We start from the raw sequence: 23,918 nt of genomic DNA, 5'->3' as shown, positions 1-23,918 counted from the left end.
AATTGGCTAAAGCCTTTACTAGAAAAACAGCACCCGATTATTGAACGGAGTGCTGTTTTTGCTGTTGCATCAAATAAAGAGATTTATAATTAGGGTGATGTTTTAAAAGTTCTGAGACCGTTACAAATTTATACCCCTCTTCCTTTAACTTCGGTAAAATTTGTTTTAATGCTTCAATGGTTTGGGTTCGATCTCCTCCAGTATCATGAAACAATACAATATCTCCTGACCTGGCATGGTTAAGCACTTGACTTACAATTTTACATACGCCTGGATTTCTCCAATCAAATGTATCTTGATGCCAAGACCAAAGAATAATAGTATACTGCTGATTTTTAGCAGCTTTTACTACGCGATCGTCATAATAGCCAGTAGGTGGACGAAACAGATAAGGTTTTATTCCTGTAATAGCTTGTATACGTTCATCCGCTTTTTCAATTTCTTGTTCAATTCTCTCTACTTCCTGGCCCCTTACTTTCAAATGGCTATATGTATGATTAGCAAGTTCATGACCTTCGCGAACTTCTCTTTGAGCAAGCTTGGGAAACGAAGTTATTCGATCGCCGACTACAAAAAAAGTTGCTTTGGCACCGTACTTTTGCAATAAATTTAAAATGGTCGGCGTATATTTAGGATCTGGTCCATCATCAAATGTAAGCGCAATCAACTTCTCATCTTTCATGGGAACTTCCCACACGATATCTCCTTTTTTTTCATAATAAAATCTGCTCTTCTTTGCAGCGTCCGCCTGAATACCATAGAAATTAATGGAAACAATAATGATAATTGACAAGCACCATTTCACTCAATGACCTCCTTTTTTGTCTAGGTGTGATTCATACGTATTGTCAATAAACGCTTTAATACCAACTGCAAATAATCGTTCATCACCCAAACACACGCGCTGTTGACGGCGATTAGCTGCAGAAGTTGATTTACGGTTTTTCATAGTCTTCTCTCCATTACTAATTAATTGTGTTTTTAGCTTTACCAAAAAGCCAAAAATAAACCTGCGGGTTCTAACATGGCGAAAACATTTTTATATAGTAACTACACGCTGTCTAGCGTTTTGAATAGGAGATATATACATGCGAAAATTTTATTTAGCGCTTCTGTTAATGATAAGCGCAACCATATTTATACTGCCTTCTGTTAAAGCAGTCAGTGAAAGCAATGAAAAACATCAGCAGCTCACCGTAAGCGAACAAGGATATTCTCTTTCATTGCCCAATGAATATGCGCTTCAAAAAGAAGAGGATGGAAAAGATATTCTTTTTTCAACCAAGACTCCCTATACGTGGATGCGAATTGAAGTCCTTTCCGGGAAAGAAAGTACAAGCAAATCATATCTAGATCGTTCAAAAGAATTGTTTGATGACCAGTTTGGAAAATCGTTAAAAATTTCTTCTACATCCCTATTTATTCAACCCGTTGTATTTGCATCTATATCCGGGAGTAAAAAAGAAACGGCAAAGCTATATGTATTAAGAGAAACAAAGGGGCACCCTCCTTTAAAAATCACGATGGTTACAGCTAAAAATTCTGATGATGAAAAAAAATTAATTTCAATTGTTAACTCAGTAAAAACGCATGAATGAAAATAGATAAGGAAGCCAGCTATGAAAAAAAAGATATTTCTTGTTTGCTTTATATGTTTGATGAGTGGCTGCTCAACTGCTTTTCGTGAAGAGCTTATTAACACACAGGAAGAAATTCCAAAAGAACGCTTGCCACAGCAAGAATTCACCTATCCTTACAAAGGAAGCAGTAGAACAGATGTGGGTTATCTTAAAAGAAGCATCAATCAAAACTATACGCTTTACGTACTAGAAGGATACGAGTTTACAGAGGAAGAGCCCCGAAAAGATGTCATTTACAACAAAAAAAATGATGCTTTGTGGATGCGAATTGAAGTGTTTCCCTCAAATAAAAGTGTAGAGGAGCTCAATAAAGAAACAAAAGAAATTTTAAGAGCTAGCTTTTCAGAAGTGGCTTCCCTTGATACGCACCTCATCCACCATAACTTAGAGATAGAAGCTGCGTACAAAGCATCAGATGATAAAAGTAACGCATACGGTTTTCTCGTTCGAAAGCAAAATCAACACCCTACTTTCCGGTTAACGATCTTTGCTCCTAAATCCGAAAGAGATTTAACTCCGTTTTTAGAAATGGCGAGAACGCTTCAAAATGCATAAAACATAGAAAAAGTCGGTTTACAAAGTGTGTAAACCGACTTTTTCTTTATTTCATATCTAATAGTTTAGTTTTTAAATCTTTTTCCATTTGATACAGCTCTGATTCTGCCTCGGTACGCTTCGTACGTCCTTCTTCTTGTATCTTTAGCACTTCTTCTAACGTGGTAATCAAATCGGACTGCGTTTTTTTCAATGTTTCGATATCGACAATCCCCGCCTCGTTTTCACGAGCTACTTCAATCGTATTCTGCTTGAGCAGCTCTGAATTTTTAGTAAGCAAGTCGTTTGTTGTCTTAGATACTTGCTTTTGGGCTTCCATTGCTTTCTTTTGGCGTAATAAAGTGGTTGCGATTACTACTTGATTTTTCCAAAGTGGAATAGCTGTTAAAATAGAGCTTTGAATTTTTTCAACAAGGGTCTGATTGACTTCTTGAATTAATCGAATCTGCGGTGCACTTTGAATGGCAATTTGACGGCTCAGTTTTAAATCATGCACTCGTTTTTCTAGCCTATTGATAAATTGATTTAAATCATTGACCTCCTGAGCCATCAAGTAGTCATTTTTTTGAGATGCTGTTTGCTGAAGCTGGGGCAGCGTTTCATTCTGCAGCGCCACTAACTTGTATTCTGCCGCTGCAATGTAGACGTTAAGCGCCTCGTAAAACTGTTTATTTTTATCATATAAGCTATCTAGCATCGTAATGTCTCGATACAGCATTTGTTTTGAGCGCTCTAACTTATCTGCAATTTTATCAATTTCAACATTAATGCTTTGATATTTTGTTAATAAATTTTGAATAGGCCTAGAGACTCCTGAAAATAATCGACCGATGACTCCTTTTTTCTTTGCAGAAAAATCATCGGGATTCACTTGGCGAATCTTACTCATTAAGTCTCCTATAACGTCTCCTACTGGTCCCGTATCTTTCGTTTGAACATGCTGTAGTACAGATTGAGAAAACTGAGATAGTTCTGACTGAGCTGCTACCCCGTACTGTAAGATAGCCTGCTGATTTTTATAATCAATTTGATTTGCGATTTTCTGTGCTTTTTCCTGATATTCCGGTGTCAAATCATCGTATGTGTTTCTTTTTGCAGCGCGAGGGTCCGATTGTACCTGCGGGGTAGGCGACGCAAAAGGATCATCAAGCAGCGCATCTAACGATTGATTTTGATTATATTCTTTCATCATAAAATCCCATCCTTTGCATTTACGTTACTTTGTGCGATTAGTAGCTGTCGGTATATACGGCTGCTCCTCTTCAAATGCTTGTTTTAGCACTTTAAGCTCTACATCTAACGTCAGCTTATCTTGTGAAAGAGCACTTGTTAATAAATGCTCATACTTCCCTGATAACCCGCGCAGCATGTCTTCCGCTTCATGAAGACTTTCTTTTACTTCTATGCTTTTCGTTGGTTTTGATAATAAAAACATATACCTTTCAATGACGGTAACCGTTGATTGTAAGTAGTTCGTAAAAAAGGGCTGAACATCTTTATATCGTGCGGGCTCTTTTTCTACCATTTCAATGATGCTTTTACCTACTTTGTATAGTTTAGAGAGTTCTGTCCACATATGAACAGACCGAATTTTAAAACGATAGCTTCCAATGGTTCTTAATTGCTTTTTTGCCTCTTTTACTTGATGACGAACGTATGCAATTTCTTCTCTATACGGATTTTGATAATGACGTCGAGCACTGCTCATAATAAAAAACAGGCTCATCACGACCATTACTCCTATACTAATGCCAAAGGATTGAATCATCGTAGTACTAAATCCAAAATAACTGACCGGAACGGCTACTGCTCCTGTTACCCAAATGGCAAGAATCTTTTTTATGATTCGAACGACTTTCATCGCTTTCACTCCTATCTCAAATGTGACCGAACTTTTAAACGTATACATATTATACCATTTCCTTCCCGTCTCTTAAAACGATTACTGTTATAATTTATATACGGATAAAACCTTTAAAGGTTTCATAAAACAAAAAACAGGCAGCTATTAAAAGCTGCCTGTTTTTTATTGATCTTCGCGCTTGTTGTAATCATACTTCGAACGTTCAATTGGTTTGAACCCTTCTGGTGTATGAAAGCGGAGTAAATCTCCGTAAACAAGTTTATCTGATAGTTCTAGCTTTTTCTTAACTAGTTCATCATACTTATCATACTGTTTCGCTTCCTTATCTGAAAGCTGCTTGCCCGTTGCGTTGTCATACACTTTCTGATCAACTTTTGTTACCTTAGGTGTAACAAAGTCACCGTTACGGAAAGGTACAACTTGCTGATGTTCTTTTGATAATAAGTCTGTACCAAAGTCAATATAGTCTTTTGTATCAAGACCTAATAAATGCATCACTGTTGGACGAACATCTACGTCTCCGCCATACGTATGATTTACGCCGCCTTTAAGGCCTGGTGAAGTAATAAATAATGGTACGCGCTGCAGTTGAGCTTGTTCAAAATCATTGATGTTTTTACCCATTACTTTGCCCATTGCACGCTTATGGTTTTCAGAAATACCGTAGTGGTCACCGTACATCACGACCATCGTATTGTCTGCTAAACCAGAGGCCTGTAAATCCTCAAAGAATTGCTTGATTGATTCATCTAAATAACGAGCCGTTTGGAAGTATTGGTCAACTGACTTATCTCCCGTATTGTGAGGTCCAATCGTTTGGTCTTCCTTATCTAGCGGATAAGGGAAGTGGTTTGATAACGTAATGAACTTCGCGCTAAATGGCTGCTTTAAGCCTTTTAGGTACGGCATTGACTCTTTAAAGAATGGTTTATCTTTTAAACCATAGTTCAGCGTATCTTCGTCTGACATATTGTAATAAGCTGAATCAAAGAATTTTTCTACACCCATTGATTTATACATTTCATCACGGTTCCAGAACGATTTTCCATTTCCGTGGAACACAGATGTTGTATAGCCTTGCTGATCTAGAATACCAGATAGCGACTGATAGGTGTTATTTGCTTTTGTTGTAAATACAGAACCTTGAGGTAAGCCGAATAATGAGTTCTCCATCATGAATTCAGCATCTGACGTTTTACCTTGCCCTGTTTGATGGAAGAAGTTATCGAAATACATTGTGTTCTGATCTTTTAATAGTGAATTTAAGAATGGCGTTACTTCTTCACCATTTAACTTATAACCAATCATAAATGACTGAAGTGACTCTAATGAAATATAGATGACGTTTTTGCCTTTTGCTTGACCGAAATATTCTTTGTTCGGCTCAGCATATGTTGCTTTTGCATAGTTCTCTACCTCAGCCACATCACTGCTATCTGCTAGCGCGCGCTGTGCTGAAGATTTCGAGCTCTGGATGATGTCATAAATCGTATAGTTATACGTTCCTAAATATTTTACTAAATAGTTGCGGTCAAATGTTCTTGTTAATAGTTGAGGACGATCCATTTCCGCTAGTGCGATGTTGGCACTTAAGAATAAAATCCCTGATAAAAATACACCTGTCACAGTACGTCGACTAATTGTTGCTGGTAAGTCAACTTTTTTCCATAGTACTAAAACTAAAAGAATAAAGAAATCTGTGAAGTATAAAATATCAGTTGGGCTAATTAAAGCCATAGCACTGCCGCCTAATTGACCAAAGTTGTTTGACTGAGTCAATACAGGAACAGTAATAAAATCATTAAAGAAGCGATAGTATACTACATTTGCGTACAGGATGAATGAAAGTAAAAAATTCATTCCAAGCAGTGCTCGTACTTTTCCGCGCCCTTTAAATAGTAGTGCAATGGCAAAAAAGAAAATTGCCGAACCAATTGGGTTTATGAAAAGTAAGAACTTTTGCATAAAATTATCTAGCCCTAAGTTAAATTCGATACGATAAACGGTATACGTTTTAATCCAAAACAACAAAACTGCAATTAGAAATAACGGCAGCTGTTTCGAAAAAATATTTTTACCGTTTGTCATGAGCTGTTTCATATTCCCACCTCTGTCTCTATTGAAATTTAAGCTCACTTTTATATTTATAGTAAATGTAAAAAGAAATCTCCCTTACAAAAAATGTAAGAGAGCTAATCTGTTCTTTCACATTTTAACTCTTTTAAAAAAATTGTCAACACCGCTACGTATAATTTTCACCAAACGTGAGAAAATAACTACTTTCTTATTCCCAGCTCTATCGGCTTTCGAACACAAATATATCCTCCGCTTTTTTCTTCTTACTATTTAATACGGACAGCTTCTCTTTAGGTTTCACTATTTTATATTTATTTTTTATTTTGTCCGCTATACATATAAATTTAACACTTGCCTTAGTTTTCCTTCTACTTTACAAGAGAATGCATAAAAGCACTTGTGAATATTTGTTATATCAATACCTCTTATTTTCTTTTCTTTCTACAGTAAACCACATATTTTGAGTTATTTCTTTCTTTAAATATGAAAAAAATGTGTCAGTTTGCATCGAAAATTTTTATTTTTTTACCTTTTTGTTTATAATATAAATTATAAATATTATTTGAAATTTCAGATCCCTTTAACGTCTGATCTAGAAAGTGCATTTTTTATATAAAATTGGAATGAGTACGGGCTATGTATGCTTGTATACCTAGAAGTTTAAACGTCTTACATTTTTATAAAGGAGAAAAAATGAAAGAATGTATTGTTTTCATTACAAATATTATTAATGTATTGCACGACGGATTAATTTATATTTTTTATTTACTAGGATTTTCTCTTTCAGATAAAGAACTTCACTTCTGGATTATTGGCATTATTGGACTGCTCACGTTTTTAAGCGTTTATATGATCTTTAAATTATTGTCAAAATGGAAATTTAGTATTACAGCTATTTCTTTTATCTATACCCTTACCGTTATGCTTGTCTTAGTTTTTGCCATTGAAATTCAGCAAGGAATTACCACTCGAGGCAATATGGAATTTGATGATGCCATAGCAGGTTTATGGGGGTTTTTAGTCTTTTTTAGTATTTATATCGCCTTTGCTTCTTTTTTCCTTTTATCCAAGAAGTTATTGTCTTCGAATAAAGAGAAAAAAATAAAAACCGAGGCCCCTACTCGGAGCCAAAGGCACGTGAATTAATTTCGTTTGAGTTTCAAAACGACTTGATGGATCCGTATTCGATTATATCTTTGAACCAAAATAAACGGTACGTTTGCAACAATCGCATAAATAACCATCCAAACACCTATAGAAGGAGAGTTCCATATAAAAAAAAGAATAGAAGGAAGTATGCTGATCCAGTGAGTTAACTCTGCTCGATTTGTTTCAATTAAAAAAAGCTGTGCATATTCCTTCGTTCTACTCTCCCATTTCTTTTTATAAAATCCTCGTTTAAATAGCTTTCCTGCATCAGGAAGCCACGTTTTCCATCGGTGTACCCCGAATTTTTTATATATCCCAACTGTTTCCCAGCTTTGAACCTTAAACAGCGCAAGGTCCCTTTTTAAATAAAAGGCAGAAATTTTTGTGCATCTGTAGGCGATGAACATGTGAATCACAAACCATGCCATGATATTAATTAAGAGCTGAGCACCTGTCATTTTATCACTTTCTTCTTTTTTTCTTCTTTTATAGATATGCTGCGTTCTTTCCATTTAACTTGCTTTCTCACCGCTGTTTGGATGAAAGACCATACGAATAGACCCAGAAAAAACAGCACATGAATAGGAAATAAGCACAAAGAAAAAAAAGTAAATGAACCTATTTTTCTTAAGCTATTAAATAAGAGACTTACATAGCAAACATAACTGCTAATTGCCAAGCCTGCATGTTGATTCCATAGAGTAGGTAAAAAAAGGACATAATTAATCATGCTAGTAAGCCATAAACTTACTAGAAATAAATAAATGGCTTCCGTTTTCCCCGCACCTGAAGCAAAACTTTTACTCCACCCTCTTATAAGGCTTTTCATACCATTTGGATACATGCGCATGGAAAGAGCTCCCTGTCCACTCATACACGTAATAAATTCACCTTGTTTGTTCATTTTTTCAACCAGCGCCATATTTTCAACCACTTCTTTTTTTATCCCTTCGTGGCCTCCGCTTTGAAAGTAGGAGGCTGCGCTGCAAAGCAAGCACTGCCCGAAACCGACAGAAGGACTTTTCCAATTTTTAAAGGGGTGAAAAGCGCCAATCGATGCAAACGTAACATAGTGAAATAAAGCAGAAAACATTTCATAAGGCCTCTTAACAAGATGATAAGGATGAACCGACAGCACACCCCCTTGCTGTTGATAGTAGAAAAATACTTTTTCAATTCCGTCTTTCTCTACTGTAATATCAGCATCTAAAAACAAAAGCACCGAGCCTTTTGCTTCTCTTGCTCCATTCCAGCATGCCCATGACTTTCCTAGCCACCCAGCTGGAAGTGCTCCCGGGTGCACTACTTTTACGCCAAATGCTTTGGCTACCCTCTCAGTATTATCTGTTGAGTTGTCATCTACAACGATCACTTCAAAGTCAGCGTTCTGTAACTGGAGTGACTGCAATAAAAAGGTAAGGTTTCTTTCTTCATTTCTAGCTGGAATGATAATGGACAAACATGACATATCGTTTCTTACTATTTTTACACGTTTAAATGTAGGGATAGTGATGACAAGCGTACCTGTCAAGACGAGAGCAACCAGTAAAAAAGACATCCCTTTCTCCTTTCCTTCACGTATGAAATTGAGCGAACTGGACAAAATAAAAAGTTGTAGACCTATTTTTATTTTGCGTGAAGTCATTTTATACACATTGTTGACAACTCGCTTTTGTTTTATAAGGAGGAAAAAGATGAAAAAGAAAGTAATTGTTGTAGGCGCAGGTTTAGGTGGTCTGTCAGCTGCTATTCGTCTGTCAGCTGATGGATATGATGTCACAGTTATTGAAAAAAGCGAGCGAATTGGCGGTAAGTTAAATATTCGCAGCGGCAAAGGATTTTCTTTCGATACGGGACCTTCTATTTTAACAATGCCGTGGGTGCTAGAGCAGCTGTTTGAAAGTGCAGGCCGCAATATCCATGACTACTTAACAATAGAACGAATTGAGCCTCAGTGGAGAACTTTTTTCCAAGATGGAACACAAATTGATTTGACCAGTGACCTTCCTCGCATGCTTCAGCAGCTTCAAGAACTTGCTCCAGAAGACATTGAAGGTTTTTTTGAATATTTATCTTATGCAAATAAAATGTATGAATCGAACTTAAAAAGTTTTTATAAAAAAAGTTTATCTGGACTGCACGATTTACGAACGATGCACACGGTAAAAGAACTGCTTCAAATGGATCCAATGAGATCTATGGATACTACTACACGCAAATATTTTTCAAACAAACATTTGCGTCAATTGTTTAATTTTTTAATTATGTACATCGGCTCTTCTCCTTATCATGCACCAGCTGTATTAACACAGCTTGCTCACGTTCAGCTAGGATTAGGTATTTATTACGCAAAAGGCGGAATGTACAAAATTGCTGAAGCGATGGATAAGCTCCTTCAAGAACTTGGCGTCACTGTACATCTAAATACGCCAGTAAAAGAAATCACAACAAGTGGAGCAAAGGCAACTGGAATTACACTAGAAAATGGCGAGAATCTATCAGCAGATATTGTGGTATCTAATCTAGAAGCAATTCCAACTTACCGCTATTTATTAAAAAATCATGCGCAAGCAGCTAAGCAAACTCAGCAGCTTGCAAAATTTGAACCTACTGTTTCTGGCCTTGTTCTTTTATTAGGGGTTAACAAACAGTACAAGCAGCTTCAACATCATAATTTCTTCTTCTCAAAGGATCAGAAAGAAGAGTTTGATACAATCTTTAACAAAGGTCAAGTAGCCATGGATCCGACAATTTACATTGGCGTATCGTCTAAATCAGACCCTACGCAAGCTCCTGAAGGAAAAGAAAACCTGTTCGTTCTTACTCATGTACCTCCTTTAAAAGAAGGCGACGACTGGGCTGCATTAAAAGACCGCTACCGTGATGTCGTATTGAAAAAGCTTGAGGCAATGGGATTAGAAGACTTACGTTCAAGCATTGAGTTTGAATATACGTTTACTCCTAACGATATCCAGGAGCTTTACGGTGCTAACGGCGGGTCCATTTATGGCGTAGCAACTGACCGTAAGAAAAATGGAGGTTTTAAAATTCCGGCAAGAAGTCAGCTTCTTTCTAACCTTTATTTTGTAGGCGGCTCTACACACCCTGGAGGCGGCGTGCCAATGGTGACATTATCAGGTCAGCTTACAGCGGACGCAATTAATGAAGATTTTCAGATTCCTCGTATGCAAAAAGATATTGGATAATGAAAAAGTGCAGGAAATTCCTGCATCTTTTTTAAAAGTTCATTTTTGACTGTCCACCGTCTACGTTTAACGTCGCGCCCACTATCCATGAAGCTTGAGAAGATGCTAAAAAAACAACGGCGTTTGCCACTTCTTCCGGCTCTCCAAAGCGCCCTGCTGGTATTTCGTTTTCAACAAACTGCTTAATCTTTTCCGGATTTTCATCCATTCTTTTTTTCCAATTACCGGTTTCATGCAAAATGCTTCCCGGCGCTACTCCATTTACACGAATTCCTTTAGAAATCATTTCATCTGCAAACGACTTTGTAAAGCTGATAAGCGCTGCTTTTGCGTTATTGTACGTGACTTTCCCTCCACTTTCCCTTCCGAAAATAGACGTAACATTAACGATTGCCGTATCTTTTGTCATATGCGCCGCTGCTAGCTTGCTCAAGTGGACAGCTGAAAAGTAGTTAAGCTCCATCGCTTCTTTGAAAAGGGATAGATCTGTTTCCATTGCCTTGCTTCCATTACTTCCTCCAGCGTTATTAATTAAAATATCAATGCTTCCGAAGTCGTTAATGAACTTCTCAATTAATGCAACTCTGTCTGATTCGTTTGTTAGGTCTGCTGTATATGTACGTACGTTTTCTAATTCTGACTGTGCATCCTGTAACGCTTCCTCTCCTCTTGCCGCAATTCCAACGTTTGCTCCTTCTTGAATAAACAAAGCAGCAATAGCTTTCCCAATTCCTTTTGACCCGCCGGTAATAAGTACATTTTTACTTTGCAACTGTAAATCCACACGTATCCCTCCACGTTAAATGATAATTACTATACTTTCTATCATAGCTCACTGCATGTCAAAATTAAAATCATATACTGTTTTACCTTTTTACTCCTTTTAAATCGCTGCGTTTTATGGATTAGATTCTTTGAATTTATTGTCAGAACTCTTAGCAAAAACAAGCCACGGCGTGATATAATGCTTTTTGGTGTAAATGTTTTCAAATTGGGGGTTTTTTAATGCAACAAACGTTTTCAACGTCTCAAAAAGTTAAGCAGTTCGTTTTTATTTTATTTCCGATATTGGTCACCCAGTTTGGAATGTTTTCAATGACTTTCTTTGATACGATGATGTCAGGAAGAGTTAGTGCAGATGACTTGGCAGGGGTAGCAATTGGTTCGAGCTTATGGGTGCCTGTTTTTGCAGGGCTAAGCGGAATTTTAATGTCTATTACGCCAATTGTTGCACAGCTGGTGGGAGCTAATCAAAAGAAAAAAGTTCCGTTCTCTGTCATTCAAGGGCTTTATGTCTCCATTTTAATGGCCGCCGTTATCATTTTAATCGGCTTTTTTGTTGTTAGTCCTATCTTAAAAGGAATGAATTTAGAAGCAAACGTGATGCGCATTGCCAAACAGTATTTAATTGCTTTATCTTTTGGTATAATTCCGCTTTTTATTTATACCGTGTTACGAAACTTTATTGATGCTTTGGGGCAAACTCGTACGTCTATGCTTATCACCATTTTAGGGCTTCCGATTAATGTGGCTTTAAACTATGTATTAATCTTTGGTAAGCTGGGCTTCCCTCACTTGGGTGGAGTAGGCTCTGGTTATGCAACGGCCATCACATATTGGTGCATACTTGTCATATCGATTTTAATTATTCATAAAAAAGAGCCTTTTTCTAGCTTCGGTTTATTCAAAAAATTTCACCGTATCTCTTTTTCTGCGTGGAAAGAAATATTAAAAATTGGTTTACCTATCGGTTTTTCGGTATTTTTCGAAACAAGTATTTTTTCGGCTGTCACGCTGTTTATGAGCTCGTACAATACCATTACGATCGCTTCTCACCAAGCAGCTATTAATTTTGCCTCATTTCTCTATATGATTCCACTGAGTATTTCTATGGCTTTAACAATTGTTGTAGGATTTGAAGCGGGTGCTAAACGGAATCAAGATGCACGAAGCTATAGCAGAATTGGTATAACAATTGCTGTTGGCATGGCCTTTGTGTGCGCAGGTCTTTTATTTACTCTTCGAGAATCAGTAGCTTCTTTGTATACAAAAGATGCAGATGTACTTGCATTAACTTCTCATTTTTTGATTTATGCAATTTTCTTTCAGCTTTCTGATGCTCTTCAAGCTCCTATTCAAGGCGCTCTGCGAGGATATAAAGATGTAAATGTAACCTTTTTAATGTCCTTGGTATCTTATTGGGTAATTGGTCTACCTTTAGGCATTGTTTTAGCAAAATACACCGATTTGCAGGCGTTTGGCTATTGGGTTGGACTAATTGCGGGGCTCGCTGCAGGAGCAACAGGACTTGCGTATCGTTTGATAAAAATACAAAAAAAGCAGCTGCTAGAGGAGGATAAATCTTCGCGAACAGCTTAATCAAAAAAGAACGTTCTCAAAAGAACGTTCTTTTTTGGTTTAAAGATGGATTGATATTCTTCCTTATAATACTAAGACTTAAAACTTCTTATTTATTTAAGGTACGCTCTAACTCTTGTAAAAGCTGTTCCGCACCTTTTTTACTTAACACAACGTTCCCATTCCCAAAAGTTAAGTTTTCACGCGTAATTTCCCCAGTTACTAAGCAAGCACCATACGGGCTATACTTTTGTAAAATAATAATATCTTCATCAACATATATTTCTACTGGATCACCTGTGTTGATATTTAAAATACGGCGCAATTCAATAGGAATTACTACGCGACCCAATTCATCTACTTTTCTTACAATTCCTGTAGACTTCATAAAATCCATTCCTTTCATAGTAAACAAATAATATCTTCTCGATACAAATCTAGTCAAATTCGTCAGAGTTGCTAAAACCAAAATGCTTCAATGATGGTCTGATAACGGTTTATAAGTTCTTAAAATATGGCAAATAACGCATTAAATAGATTTATATACACTTTGTATCATATCAATTCGTACACTATTTATGAATAGTGCATAATCTTTAAAATCGAATTCATCCATATATGTTAAAAGTGTGTATTTTATCCATAATATAACTATATATCCATCTTTTACACTACTTTGTACCCATTTTATAACTTTTATTCCGACATAAGACGACAAAATCAGCTATAGAAAAAACGTGTCTTTTCTAACTAAAGACACGTTCATTTAGACCCGAAGTTGTCACGAATAGCTTTTTGAATCATAGCTTCACACCGCTCCAGCTCTACTTTTAATTGTTTTTTATATAATTTAGCTTTCTCTTCTCCTTCATTTGTAAATGTATAATAAACCACTTCTTGAAGCTTCATTCCTTCTTTTTTACGCTTCACCTGTTTGAGGACACCGTCTTCAATCAAGTCATGAAGAGCTTTGTATACTTCAGAATGATTAGGTTTGAATCCAAAAGGGCGAAATTCATCTCTCAACACATCTAATAACCGAAGGCCATACAGACGCTCTTGTTCTGTCATCGTAATCATATATAATTTTAAGAAAGCACGTTGTTTTAATAGAAAACCACTGGATGTACGCTTTTCTCTCATCTCAACTTCCTCCTTCACATACTTGCTTTCATTCAGGATAATAGAAAGCTCTATACGTAATTATACTTTTTTTATTCTACATAATCCTTCTTTTTCACTCAAAATCTCTTTTTTTTCTCACATTTTTTCACTTATTTACGTGTTTTTCTCATTCTTTGTAAGCAGGCATTGAATTTTCTTTTTTTCATATATATAGAAGGAATTTACGTGAATATAAGGAGGAGTTCCTTTGAGTAAAAAATATGAAGAAATTGATTGGGGTTCGATTCAGCATAAGGTAGAAGATATGCTTGGAAATCACTTTTGGAGCGATTTAAATCACATCTTACCAAAGCGATTTCCAAACGTCGACTTATATGAAACCGATAAAGAAGGCATTATCATCGTTGAGGTTCCTGGACTGCATTCAACTAACGACATTCAAATCAAGTTGGACGCAAATATATTAACAGTTGAAGGGAACGTTCCTTATGCTTATGAAGCATCTAAACAAAAGTTAAAGCTCAACGAACGCCATACAGGCGTATTTTCTCGCACGGTCAAACTTCCTTTTCACTACACAGACGAACCAGTTCGCGCTAAGTACAAAAATGGATTATTGGAAATTCGACTGAATAAGATAGAAAATGATCAAACCATTGCCATACAATTTGAAGATGATTAACTGCACGTAACAAAAACCCTTCTGTTAGCAGAAGGGTTTTTGTTAGAGCGCTGAACTTAACACAATGTTTCCTTTTGGCGTCTTATTATTCGCATTCGGTTCTAAAGTAATGGCCATAACATCCCACTTTTCAGTCTGTTCTTTTTGGCTCATCGTATAGACCACTGTCCCGTTTCCATTTTTATCTGTTACAAAAGCACCTGCCGGATGAGGCTTATCACCTTTTATGAGCCACACCTGATAAACTTCATTCCCCTTTACGTTTTTCAAGTTATTCGCTTGAATGACCACATTTAAATTTCCACCTTTTTTAGTAAGAGATGCTGTTGCTTCACCAGAAACGTTCGGCTCCGCCTGCAGCTTCATTGTTTTTTCAGATGTAAGAGGTTCGTTTTGAGGAGCAACCGAAACATTTGGTTCTTGTTTGTCTTTGTCTTCATCTTTCAACAGAAAGTAGCTGTTTCCTGCAAGGGATAAAAGAAGTGCCGCAGCTAATCCAATAATGATGGATTTTTTATTTGATTTCTTAGACGCAGCATATTGCTTTTCATTTTTTAAAGCTATTGGTTCTCTCTTTGTCTCACCTTGATTTTCTTCGAATACATTCGCAAGTATTCGCTGTTTCATTTCTGGCGGAGGAGATTGTTCTGGTGTCAAATACGTTAGATCTCCAAGAACTTCCTCCAGTTCTCTTAATTCTTCTTGACAGCTTTGACAGTTTTTCAAATGCATTTCAAACTCTTTTTTCTCATGGGAAGTCAACTGATCATTATAGTAATCAATTAGTTTATTGCACATACTCATGAATCAGCTCTCCCTTCTGCATCAGTACCTAAATATGTTTTTAATTTCCGCAATGCTAATCGCACCCTACCCTTTACTGTTCCTAATGGGATTTGCTGCTCTTCTGCAACTTTTTGCTGCGTTAATCCCTTAAAATAAACGGATTGAATAATCTTTTTTTGGTCTTCAGACAATTTTGATACAGCGTGCCGTACTCTCTGCTGTTCTTCTTTCCACTGAAGCTGCTCGTCAATCTGAGGATGATCATCTTCAATAAAATCAAAAATCTCTTCTGAGAAAATAGGATCGGTTTTTCTTTTTCTCACAATATCAATCGCGGTGTTTCTTGTAATCGTAAACAGCCATGATGAAAACTTCCCTTTTCCATCGCTGTAAACTCCCTTTCCTCTCCAAAGCTTAATAAATACTTCTTGAACAGCTTCTTCAGCAATATCAGAGCTATTTGTTAACCGGTATACAAACGAATAAAGAATTCGCTCATACTTGTCATACAGCAGTTCAAGGGCTTTTTTGTCTCGTTCTTTTATTCTATTGTATAAGACAACGTCGTTTTGCTCTTTCATACCCTTCTCCTTTAACTCTTATGAGTCCTTATTATATAATCGAATTACCTTTAAATTTGGATCACTTTCACATCTTTTAAACGTAACTTTATTTTTCAAAAATGACAAGTAATTATACTTTTTTTATGGAATAGGAGCGAAATCGTCCAATGAAACATTTGATTCTTTTTGATGGCATATGTAATTTATGTAATAGCAGTGTTCAATATATTATTAAACATGATGAACAAGCTTTGTTTTCTTTCGCTTCTCTTCAATCAGATTTCGGAAAGCAGCAGGTAGCCTCTCACGGCTTACTTCCTGAGCAATTAGACAGCATTGTATATATTCATGGAAAACAAAGATATGTAAAATCAACGGCTGCTTTAAAAATCGCCAAGCGCTTAGATGGACCCGTTAAATTTTTATATGCTTTCATTATTATTCCTGCGCCTATTCGGGATATAGTATACAACTGGATCGCTCGCAACCGATATAAGTGGTTTGGCAAACAGCAGCACTGCATGCTCCCAACTTCTGATACGAAAAAGCGGTTTGTCGATGACTAAAAAAGCTTGGCACATAGAGAAAAAAACAGTTCCAAAGAGGAATATTTTTATGTTAAGAAAGTCTATTCATTAAAAAATCCGAACTGATTCAACATTCTAATGAAAGAATGCTGAACTACAGTTCGGATTTTTCAGCTAACATATGGTTGTACGAGCTTTTTTAGCTTCCACCCATTGCTTTTTTATTCGTTGCTTCAATTGCCTGCTTCATTAGTAAGGAAAAGTCTTGTTCTTTCATCACTTTTAACCCTTCGGCAGTAGCGCCGCCTGGAGTTGTTACTTGCTCTCTTAAAGATGCAGGGTCTTTGGTTTCATGCAGCATTTGTACAGAGCCATACATCATTTGAATAACTAAATCTTTGGCTGTTTTTTCGTCCACACCGTAAGCAGTAGTTGCATCAATTAACGATTCTGCAAAATAATATAAAAACGCAGGTGCACTGCCAGTTACAGCAGTGAGCTCATGTACTTCTTTCTCTGAACACTCATGCGCTTCACCAATTCCTTTTAAAATCATTTGAAGGACTTCTTTATGCTCTTTTGTAGCAGAAGTTCCAAGTGTATACAGAGACATCGATTGTCCAATCATAGCAGCTGTATTTGGCATAATCCAAGCGACAGGCGTATCCTGCGAAAGGTGATTTTCTAAGTAACTCGGATCAATTCCTGCCGCTAACGTTACGACAAATTGTTGATTTAAATGAGTCGAAAGTTCCTTGAGCACGGAAGGATGGGCCTCGGGAGGCATCGCTAAAATAATAACATCCGAATTGTCAACTTCTTGGCGCCAATTTTGCGTCGTTTGTACGCCGTACGTTTTTTCAACACGCTGTAACCGCTCAATATCTCCGTTGTTTGACATCACCACTGCCTCAATACTGTCAGCGCTGCTCGTAACCAAACCAGCCGCTACAGCTTCAGCCATTCGTCCTGCTCCAATAAATAAAATTCGCTGTTTTTTCATCTGTTACTCCCAGTTATATGTCCAGAATTCTTCTCTAGTTAATAAACGTTCCATTTGCGGATAATCAGATAAGCGGTCGAAGTCAATTGCGTTCATCATTCCTTCAGTTTGAGAACGATGGGCTTTTAACGCTTCAATTTTTTTATCTTTCATCGCTGTTACATCAAAAATAACATCTGGTTCTCCAATATGTTCAATACGATCTTTTGAAAACGCATGACACCAAACAACCGGACGCTTTTCTTTTGGCATACGCTTTACCGCTTGAATCGTAGCTGCTCCCGTAGCATTATGATCAGGGTGTACCGCAAAGCCAGGATAATGCGTTAAAATATGAGTCGGCTTTACATCGTTAATGATTTCTTCAATTTTATCTGCAAAAACATCAATATCAAGAAATTCCAGTGTTTTATCACGAAGCCCTAGCATACGCAAGTCTTGAATATCTAAAACGTTCGCTAAATCTAAAAGTTCTTTTTTTCGGATTTGAGGTAAAGTTTCACGGTTAGCAAACAGCGGTCTACCCATATTTCGTCCCATTTCACCTAGCGTAACACAGGCATATGTAACGGGCGTTCCTTTTTGTCTAGCTTGCGTGATCATACCCGCTGCTCCATATGCTTCATCGTCAGGATGCGGAAATACAATTAATAATCTTTCTTCCATGTTCTATTCTCCTCTCTTTTCTGTTATGAAAACGGATGTTCACTTAATTGAAGGGCAACTGCTAAACGACCTTCAAAGTCATGCCCAGCTAGAAGAAGTCGGCCTTCTTCATCAATTTCCCAATCTGTTAATCCCTCTGCATAAATCCATCCTAAATCAATTTGAAGACCTACACGATAAGGACCTTCTCCAGTTATCTTTCCATTTGAAATAGTGACTTTACCATTGCGAATAAAAGCCCCAACTGTCATTACTTTTTCATTTACGTGTGAAGCATATGCACCGTTTGTCGTTTCCAGGTGTACATATACGTCTTTATTTAAAAATGTTTGTATTTTTTTTTGGACTGTTTCTTTATGAATTGGTTGCACGCTTGTTACTCCTTTCTCATGTTCATAAATTGTATTGTACTAAAAATCATGAGCGAATCCTAATGTTTAGTTCTAGACTTTGAATTTCTCTATTCCATCGTTCATAATCATACATAAATATTAATTCTTCCCAATTCAACATGCTGATTTCTTGAATGTCTATAATAATCTCAGCAAGTTCACGACTAAGCATACCTAGTTCTTTTCCTTCGGCCAGCTTTTTTTTATAACGATTAAAAGCTGGATCTAATTGTTCAATTTGTGCATAAATTTCATGGATAGAGCCATATTGTTGAATAAGAGGCAGTGCGGCTTTTTCTCCTACACCAGGAACGCCCGGAATATTGTCAGATTTGTCACCAAGCAATGCTTTTACGTCCACCCATTGACGAGGATGAATATTGTATTCTTCTTGAAAGTGCTTAAAACCATACACAAGATCTCCAACTTGCTTTTTGGCAATAATTTGCGAAATATGTTGATCTAGGAGCTGAAGCAAGTCTCGGTCATTGCTATAGATGTACCCTGGACTTTGCTTTTCCTTACTCCACTTGCTTGCAAGTGCTCCAATTAAATCATCTGCTTCATAAGAAGACAATGACATTTGATAAATGCCTACTGTGTCAAAAAATTGTTTTAACGTTTCGTATTGCTGAATCAGCGGCTCAGGCAGCTCTGCTCTTGTTTGCTTATATAGTGCGTATGTATCTTTACGTTTTGTATCCTCGCGCTTAACATCCCAAGCGACGAAAATATGGCTTGGCTCATATTGGTGAATCAATGCATGCATTTTTTGAATTGTTACTCTCAGGGCATTCGTAAATTGGCCCTTACTGTTTCTTGTCAACGCTGCTTCATCTCTGCCATAAGAAGTAGCAAAATAACAGCGGCTTAATAAATTAAATCCATCAATTATTAATAGTGTTTCGTTCACATAGTCACGTCCTTTGAAAACTTTGCTCCTTTAGCTTTTAGAGCAAACATACTATAGCACTTGTTCTTTGCACGCGTCAATGAAGTGCATAAAGCTCAAAACCCGCCCATTTTTTTCTCTCAATGTAAATGTAGTATAAAGATGTTAAATTGTTGTTATGATTTATTCGTTTGACTTTTAGAACTTTTGACTATCCTATAAAATGAGGATGAAAGATCAATCCTACAAATGAAGGTGAAAAAAGTGAATAAAAACACGATGATTAAAACATTAAAAGTTATATCTGTTGTGTCGCTTCTCGCTTTGTTATTTATCATTGCTTATGATCGTTCCATGTCTACATCCATGATTATTTTGTTCAGTTCGCTCATTTTCTTTGTATTTGTACTTAGCGACTTTTTTTTCGATCGCAAGCCGTGGGGATTAAAAGGCCTTCAATTATATATATCACTGATGTTATTCATCATTGCCATTTTTGAAATGCATCAAGTTGTCAGTTCACTTTGCGTTATTTCCATTATGGCTTTACCAAAAGTTATTGACGAATTAGCTTAAGTGTGAATGATAAATGATAAAATCCATGATCACAATGATCATGGATTTTATTACGTTTTGAGTAATTTTTCAGAGATGCGAAGAGCTTCTTCTATGCCAAATTTACGCACTAAACTGATAGCTTCCTTTATTTCTCTCTTTTTCAAATCATGAGTCGGATTTAAATTTAACAACACTTGAATAACAACTAAATCCCGCATCGTAAACATCATATTCTTTTTCATATCTCGCTGAAATGTATACTGCTCTTTTAAGAGCCGGTCGCTTATTGCTAACACTTTCGACCCCGGAAGATGTAGCTGCGCTCCCGCTTCTTGACAAGACCACAATTTTTTCACTCGATCTTCAGCATTCATATTTGCGACTCGTGCATATGTAATATCGCTGTTTTCTTGACGAATCTCTATCTCTTTTAACGTTGGCTTTAGCACCGTTTTTCGCTTGGAGACTTTTTTCTTATCAACTCCTGTATCCCTGAGGACTCTGCCGTGAACGGTGTAAATGTCGTATTCATTTTCTCTTTTTACATCTTGTTTATTGTATTTTGGAAAATAACCATTTACAAGCATCGTTCTCAGCATATCTAATTCTTTTTTTAATCCATGAACTTCAATATATCCAACAGCATAAATTTCTTTGTGGAATTTTTTTGTGTTGCTAACTCCTTTTCCTGCAACGTGAGCTCTTACTCTTTCTAATAGAGAGCCCGTCGTTGTTCCGATATACAAAAGCCTGCCGGGTTTATCAAAGAAAAAATAAATGCCGGGAGCGGAAGGCAATTGTCCCATTTCTGCTGTACTTAGCAGCTTCTGCAGTACCTGCATGACTGCTAAATCAATTTTTGCTGTCATTATTTTTGATAACCTTTTAACATTTCTTCATACACTTTTAGATGCGTATACACAGTTTGAAGAAGCGGTACGTGTATAGATGATTTTTCAGCTAATGTCAGCAAATATCCTTGAAGATGTTCTCCTTCAATTTGAGAACTTTTTTCCATATCGCGCTGCATCGATGACTTCATGTCATACGTCATTTTGTCCATCGTATTCATATGCTGTTCAATAATCCCTTCAGCTAATGGGGCATCGTATGCCATCATAATATTTTCAACTTCTTTAAAAAGCTCTTGTACAAATTGACGCCCTCCTTTTGCCGCTAGCACTGGGCCAACAGGTGCGCGCATAAGAGTGGTCATGCCTGACATAACCGTAATAAATAAATACTTATGCCACATATCCTGTTCAATATATGAACTTTTTACAAACGAAGCCTTTGTACCACTGAACGCTTGCTCAATCAGTTGTAATCTTTCTGTTTCCTTCTGCTTAAATTCACCGAATACAAGTCTGTGAGCAGGACTCGTCTGGACGACATCTCCATCTTTGTTTAAAGTTGTTTCAATAAAGCACAGTCCTCCAATGACTTTTTCTTCCCCAAAAGCTTCTTGTAAAGGAACGACGTGAGCCATACCGTTTAACAAAGGTACGACAACTGTCTGATTCCCTACAAAAGGACGCACATCCTCAATTGCCTGTTTAAGATGATAAGCCTTAGTTGTGAACAAAATAACATCATAAGGCTCTTTCATCTCAGATTTTGTAATAGCTTGTACAGGTGAAGTGAAGTCACCGTGTATGCTCTTGACAACAAGTCCATTTTGTTCCAGCTCTTTTTTTCTGCGTTCTCTGACAAGAAAAGTAACATCCTCTCCTTTTTCCACAAGCCTGCCTCCAAAGTAACCTCCAACGCCGCCTGCGCCTAAAACTAATATTCGCATAACTTTTGCTCCCCTTTTTCTTTTTCTTTTATTGTAGCACAGCTAGTTTGAAATTTTATAATATTCTTATTTAATTGTATTTTGAGTTTTTTACAAAAGATAGCCATAGCGCTTTTAAAGTTGTTATAATGAATACAAAAAAGCATAAAAATTTACGCATAGATATTTATCCCCTCTTGGATATACTATTTACCAATCCGTAATCGGAAAAGTTTCGATTTAAACAATGTTATTTACATAGGAGAGACTGAAATGAAAACAGAAATCTACATTTTATCTGGATTTTTAGGCAGTGGAAAAACAACGTTACTTAAACAGCTGCTTCAGCAAGAAAAAGATCGTAATCGCAACATTGCTGTTGTGATGAATGAGCTTGGCCAAGTTTCGATTGACTCAAATGAAGTAGAAAAAGACACGCCGTTAAAAGAATTGCTAAACGGCTGCGTGTGCTGTACTATTCAAGGTCAATTTGAAACTCAGCTTCATTCACTACTACAGGAGAACACATTGGATGCTATCTATATAGAAACAACCGGAGTTGCACATCCCATTGAAGTGTTGGATGCCTGTATGTCTCCTCTTTTTGCGCATCAAGTCACAATTAAAAGTATTATCACCACACTCGATGCAACAAGGTGGAAAGAACGTGGATCCTTAAGCATTCAACTTCAAAAACTTCTTCAAGAACAAGTAAAACATGGGGATGTAATTTTATTAAATAAAACGGACATGCTGTCTGAGTCAGAAAAGTCTTCCCTGCTTTTTGAGGTTCAATCAATCAACGCTCGTGCAATAACATTATTAACGACATTTTCCCGCGTGAAGCTTGACCTGATTCAAAAAGCTCAGCTGTCTCAAAAACAGCCGCACCATAAGGCTCATGTTGAAGATCATCTTCATTTGAAAACATTTGTATATGAGTTTACAAAAAAAGTGGATCTTGAATTATTTGAAAATTGGCTGCGCCAAATGCCAGATACCATTTATCGCATTAAAGGCTATATGCGCTTCACTCATTCGAATGATACGTATTCGTTTCAATATTCATACGGCATGCCTCTATATATGAAAGAAATGATGAAGCTGCCCACCACTCTTGTCTTTATAGGAGAAAACCTCGACCACGCTAAGATGAAACAAGAATTATTTAATCTTGAACAGCAATCTCATTAAAAATCCCGCTCTAGGCGGGATTTTTTTATTACTTATAAACAGGCATTTTGTACTCTGCGCAAAATTTCATATGCACGATTTCCGGCTAACTCTGTCAATTCTTCAAATTTTTCATCTCTTTTCAAATCAAGTTCAATAATTTCTTTTGCCAGCTCAATAATCTCTTCTTTTTTCAATTGTTGCACAGCCATTTAAAACGCCCTTCCCTTTTAGAATTTATGTATATTCTCGCATTTATTTTCTATTCATCATTTTGAAAGCAAGTGATTAACCACAAGGCTTTATCCTGTATGGTTAACCACTTGGGATCGAGTTAATCATTAGTTTATAGGACTCTTTTCCCTATTTCATTATTTATGTCATTTTTTCTTACATAGTAATTCAAAAATATAACATATATATGTTAGAATGTATTACATGTTATAATTTTTTGTATTTTTTTCCTTTATAATAATAACATACTACTACGTACTCAGGGGTGAGGGAGATTGTCTACGAATGAAGCGTCATATCGAGATAAAAAAGTCATGTCTATTGGGATTGTAAAAGAATTAACCGGTTTATCAGAAAGGCAAATTCGCTACTACGAGAAAAGAAGCCTGCTCTTTCCGGACCGAACCAATACGGGTATCCGGAAATATTCGTTTTCAGACGTCGAACGATTAATGGATATTGCCGATCGCATAGAAGAAGGAGTTCAAACAAGTGAAATACGCACAGAACTGGCTAAAAAAGATGAAGCGAGAAAAATGAAAGAAGTAAAAAACCAAATGCTTCAAGGTCAGTTGAACGCTCATTTCAAGCGGAAGCTATAAAGTATACATACGGTGACTTTCCCGTCTCCGTTTTTATTTCTTTACGGCAGACAAAAAAGCGCATATCTAAAGATATCCGCTTTTTTGTCC

At 36.7% G+C, this 23,918-nt stretch carries 29 protein-coding genes; 10 read left to right on the top strand and 19 right to left on the bottom strand.

Annotation, left to right across the window (positions count from 1 at the left end; translation table 11 throughout):
- Positions 1-37 precede the first annotated feature (37 nt).
- Both ACN6NE_RS21450 and ACN6NE_RS21445 read right to left on the bottom strand, forming a co-directional pair.
- Positions 38-805 (bottom strand): polysaccharide deacetylase family protein, encoded by a 768-nt coding sequence (locus tag ACN6NE_RS21450; RefSeq protein WP_129708526.1) that lies wholly within the window; start codon positions 803-805, stop codon positions 38-40.
- Positions 806-949, bottom strand: a complete 144-nt coding sequence (locus ACN6NE_RS21445; RefSeq protein WP_165351731.1) for a hypothetical protein — start codon at positions 947-949, stop codon at positions 806-808.
- 139 nt (positions 950-1,088) lie between these two features.
- Here ACN6NE_RS21445 and ACN6NE_RS21440 point away from each other — a divergent pair, with 139 nt between their 5' ends.
- Together ACN6NE_RS21440 and ACN6NE_RS21435 are read left to right on the top strand one after the other, a co-directional pair.
- Positions 1,089-1,598 (top strand): hypothetical protein, encoded by a 510-nt coding sequence (locus ACN6NE_RS21440; RefSeq protein ID WP_474327142.1) that lies wholly within the window; start codon positions 1,089-1,091, stop codon positions 1,596-1,598.
- A gap of 21 nt (positions 1,599-1,619) precedes the next feature.
- A complete protein-coding gene (locus ACN6NE_RS21435) occupies positions 1,620-2,195 on the top strand; it encodes a hypothetical protein (RefSeq protein WP_474327140.1) in 576 nt (191 codons plus the stop codon).
- Between the two features lie 46 nt (positions 2,196-2,241).
- Here the strand turns inward: ACN6NE_RS21435 and ACN6NE_RS21430 are convergent, their stop codons facing one another.
- From ACN6NE_RS21430 to ltaS, 3 genes are all read right to left on the bottom strand, one after another.
- Positions 2,242-3,387 carry a toxic anion resistance protein gene (locus ACN6NE_RS21430; protein WP_129708517.1) on the bottom strand — a complete coding sequence of 382 codons (1,146 nt, stop codon included), beginning with the start codon at positions 3,385-3,387 and terminating at the stop codon, positions 2,242-2,244.
- 24 nt (positions 3,388-3,411) lie between these two features.
- A complete protein-coding gene (locus ACN6NE_RS21425) occupies positions 3,412-4,056 on the bottom strand; it encodes a 5-bromo-4-chloroindolyl phosphate hydrolysis family protein (protein WP_474327137.1) in 645 nt (214 codons plus the stop codon).
- Positions 4,057-4,221: 165 nt separating this feature from the next.
- Entirely contained in the window at positions 4,222-6,159 is a 1,938-nt protein-coding gene (ltaS, locus tag ACN6NE_RS21420; protein ID WP_013056729.1) for a lipoteichoic acid synthase, read from the bottom strand.
- Between the two features lie 669 nt (positions 6,160-6,828).
- Between ltaS and ACN6NE_RS21415 the strand changes: the two genes are divergently transcribed.
- Positions 6,829-7,281, top strand: coding sequence for a hypothetical protein (locus ACN6NE_RS21415; protein ID WP_013056728.1), 453 nt, complete (start codon positions 6,829-6,831; stop codon positions 7,279-7,281).
- Here ACN6NE_RS21415 and ACN6NE_RS21410 read toward each other — a convergent pair.
- Together ACN6NE_RS21410 and ACN6NE_RS21405 are read right to left on the bottom strand one after the other, a co-directional pair.
- The gene (locus tag ACN6NE_RS21410; RefSeq protein WP_474327134.1) at positions 7,278-7,796 is read right to left on the bottom strand and encodes a glycosyl-4,4'-diaponeurosporenoate acyltransferase CrtO family protein; all 519 of its coding nucleotides are present in this window, start codon (positions 7,794-7,796) and stop codon (positions 7,278-7,280) included. The genes ACN6NE_RS21415 and ACN6NE_RS21410 overlap by 4 nt on opposite strands.
- The gene (locus ACN6NE_RS21405; protein ID WP_129708511.1) at positions 7,739-8,842 is read right to left on the bottom strand and encodes a glycosyltransferase family 2 protein; all 1,104 of its coding nucleotides are present in this window, start codon (positions 8,840-8,842) and stop codon (positions 7,739-7,741) included. The genes ACN6NE_RS21410 and ACN6NE_RS21405 overlap by 58 nt, the downstream gene beginning before the upstream one ends.
- A gap of 136 nt (positions 8,843-8,978) precedes the next feature.
- On the opposite strand from ACN6NE_RS21405, the gene ACN6NE_RS21400 reads away from it, so the two are divergent.
- On the top strand, positions 8,979-10,490 hold the full coding sequence (locus ACN6NE_RS21400; protein WP_474327132.1) for a phytoene desaturase family protein: 1,512 nt from the start codon (positions 8,979-8,981) through the stop codon (positions 10,488-10,490).
- A gap of 31 nt (positions 10,491-10,521) precedes the next feature.
- Here ACN6NE_RS21400 and ACN6NE_RS21395 read toward each other — a convergent pair whose 3' ends face one another.
- Positions 10,522-11,274, bottom strand: coding sequence for an SDR family NAD(P)-dependent oxidoreductase (locus ACN6NE_RS21395; RefSeq protein WP_474327131.1), 753 nt, complete (start codon positions 11,272-11,274; stop codon positions 10,522-10,524).
- 221 nt (positions 11,275-11,495) lie between these two features.
- On the opposite strand from ACN6NE_RS21395, the gene ACN6NE_RS21390 reads away from it, so the two are divergent.
- Positions 11,496-12,869 carry an MATE family efflux transporter gene (locus tag ACN6NE_RS21390; RefSeq protein ID WP_474327129.1) on the top strand — a complete coding sequence of 458 codons (1,374 nt, stop codon included), beginning with the start codon at positions 11,496-11,498 and terminating at the stop codon, positions 12,867-12,869.
- A gap of 88 nt (positions 12,870-12,957) precedes the next feature.
- On the opposite strand, the gene ACN6NE_RS21385 is transcribed toward ACN6NE_RS21390, so the two are convergent.
- Positions 12,958-13,236 carry an AbrB/MazE/SpoVT family DNA-binding domain-containing protein gene (locus tag ACN6NE_RS21385; RefSeq protein WP_025752053.1) on the bottom strand — a complete coding sequence of 93 codons (279 nt, stop codon included), beginning with the start codon at positions 13,234-13,236 and terminating at the stop codon, positions 12,958-12,960.
- A 374-nt stretch (positions 13,237-13,610) separates the two neighbouring features.
- Complete coding sequence (locus ACN6NE_RS21380; RefSeq protein ID WP_013056721.1) at positions 13,611-13,991, bottom strand: replication termination protein; 381 nt, start codon at positions 13,989-13,991, stop codon at positions 13,611-13,613.
- Between the two features lie 229 nt (positions 13,992-14,220).
- Between ACN6NE_RS21380 and ACN6NE_RS21375 the strand changes: the two genes are divergently transcribed.
- The gene (locus tag ACN6NE_RS21375; protein ID WP_474327126.1) at positions 14,221-14,655 is read left to right on the top strand and encodes an Hsp20/alpha crystallin family protein; all 435 of its coding nucleotides are present in this window, start codon (positions 14,221-14,223) and stop codon (positions 14,653-14,655) included.
- 42 nt (positions 14,656-14,697) lie between these two features.
- Here the strand turns inward: ACN6NE_RS21375 and ACN6NE_RS21370 are convergent, their stop codons facing one another.
- Together ACN6NE_RS21370 and ACN6NE_RS21365 are read right to left on the bottom strand one after the other, a co-directional pair.
- Complete coding sequence (locus ACN6NE_RS21370; RefSeq protein ID WP_474327124.1) at positions 14,698-15,459, bottom strand: anti-sigma factor; 762 nt, start codon at positions 15,457-15,459, stop codon at positions 14,698-14,700.
- A complete protein-coding gene (locus ACN6NE_RS21365; RefSeq protein WP_013056718.1) occupies positions 15,456-16,022 on the bottom strand; it encodes an RNA polymerase sigma factor in 567 nt (188 codons plus the stop codon). Before ACN6NE_RS21365 ends, ACN6NE_RS21370 begins: the two co-directional genes overlap by 4 nt.
- A 149-nt stretch (positions 16,023-16,171) precedes the next feature.
- On the opposite strand from ACN6NE_RS21365, the gene ACN6NE_RS21360 reads away from it, so the two are divergent.
- Entirely contained in the window at positions 16,172-16,570 is a 399-nt protein-coding gene (locus ACN6NE_RS21360; protein WP_474327121.1) for a thiol-disulfide oxidoreductase DCC family protein, read from the top strand.
- A 160-nt stretch (positions 16,571-16,730) separates the two neighbouring features.
- Here ACN6NE_RS21360 and proC read toward each other — a convergent pair whose 3' ends face one another.
- Genes proC through ACN6NE_RS21340 form a run of 4 tightly spaced genes read right to left on the bottom strand, consistent with a single transcriptional unit; the run spans position 16,731 to position 19,505 of the window.
- A complete protein-coding gene (gene proC / locus ACN6NE_RS21355) occupies positions 16,731-17,534 on the bottom strand; it encodes a pyrroline-5-carboxylate reductase (RefSeq protein WP_474327119.1) in 804 nt (267 codons plus the stop codon).
- A 3-nt stretch (positions 17,535-17,537) separates the two neighbouring features.
- The gene (gene bshB2, locus ACN6NE_RS21350) at positions 17,538-18,200 is read right to left on the bottom strand and encodes a bacillithiol biosynthesis deacetylase BshB2 (RefSeq protein WP_013056715.1); all 663 of its coding nucleotides are present in this window, start codon (positions 18,198-18,200) and stop codon (positions 17,538-17,540) included.
- Positions 18,201-18,223: 23 nt separating this feature from the next.
- Complete coding sequence (locus ACN6NE_RS21345; protein WP_013056714.1) at positions 18,224-18,571, bottom strand: YojF family protein; 348 nt, start codon at positions 18,569-18,571, stop codon at positions 18,224-18,226.
- Between the two features lie 46 nt (positions 18,572-18,617).
- A complete protein-coding gene (locus ACN6NE_RS21340) occupies positions 18,618-19,505 on the bottom strand; it encodes a 5'-3' exonuclease (RefSeq protein ID WP_129708488.1) in 888 nt (295 codons plus the stop codon).
- 243 nt (positions 19,506-19,748) lie between these two features.
- Here ACN6NE_RS21340 and ACN6NE_RS21335 point away from each other — a divergent pair, with 243 nt between their 5' ends.
- Positions 19,749-20,060 (top strand): hypothetical protein, encoded by a 312-nt coding sequence (locus ACN6NE_RS21335; RefSeq protein WP_016763842.1) that lies wholly within the window; start codon positions 19,749-19,751, stop codon positions 20,058-20,060.
- A gap of 50 nt (positions 20,061-20,110) precedes the next feature.
- Here the strand turns inward: ACN6NE_RS21335 and ACN6NE_RS21330 are convergent, their stop codons facing one another.
- On the bottom strand, positions 20,111-20,911 hold the full coding sequence (locus ACN6NE_RS21330) for a GIY-YIG nuclease family protein (protein ID WP_474327115.1): 801 nt from the start codon (positions 20,909-20,911) through the stop codon (positions 20,111-20,113).
- The gene (gene panE / locus ACN6NE_RS21325) at positions 20,911-21,840 is read right to left on the bottom strand and encodes a 2-dehydropantoate 2-reductase (protein WP_474327113.1); all 930 of its coding nucleotides are present in this window, start codon (positions 21,838-21,840) and stop codon (positions 20,911-20,913) included. Before panE ends, ACN6NE_RS21330 begins: the two co-directional genes overlap by 1 nt.
- A gap of 252 nt (positions 21,841-22,092) precedes the next feature.
- Here panE and ACN6NE_RS21320 point away from each other — a divergent pair, with 252 nt between their 5' ends.
- Positions 22,093-23,013 carry a CobW family GTP-binding protein gene (locus ACN6NE_RS21320; protein ID WP_474327111.1) on the top strand — a complete coding sequence of 307 codons (921 nt, stop codon included), beginning with the start codon at positions 22,093-22,095 and terminating at the stop codon, positions 23,011-23,013.
- 32 nt (positions 23,014-23,045) lie between these two features.
- Here ACN6NE_RS21320 and ACN6NE_RS21315 read toward each other — a convergent pair whose 3' ends face one another.
- Positions 23,046-23,204 (bottom strand): hypothetical protein, encoded by a 159-nt coding sequence (locus tag ACN6NE_RS21315; protein ID WP_013056708.1) that lies wholly within the window; start codon positions 23,202-23,204, stop codon positions 23,046-23,048.
- A 297-nt stretch (positions 23,205-23,501) separates the two neighbouring features.
- On the opposite strand from ACN6NE_RS21315, the gene ACN6NE_RS21310 reads away from it, so the two are divergent.
- Positions 23,502-23,828, top strand: coding sequence for a MerR family transcriptional regulator (locus ACN6NE_RS21310; protein ID WP_013082852.1), 327 nt, complete (start codon positions 23,502-23,504; stop codon positions 23,826-23,828).
- Positions 23,829-23,918: the final 90 nt, after the last annotated feature.

It is taken from the genome of Priestia sp. 53B2, from assembly GCF_056099005.1.
This window is presented reverse-complemented; position numbering and strand designations above follow the sequence as displayed.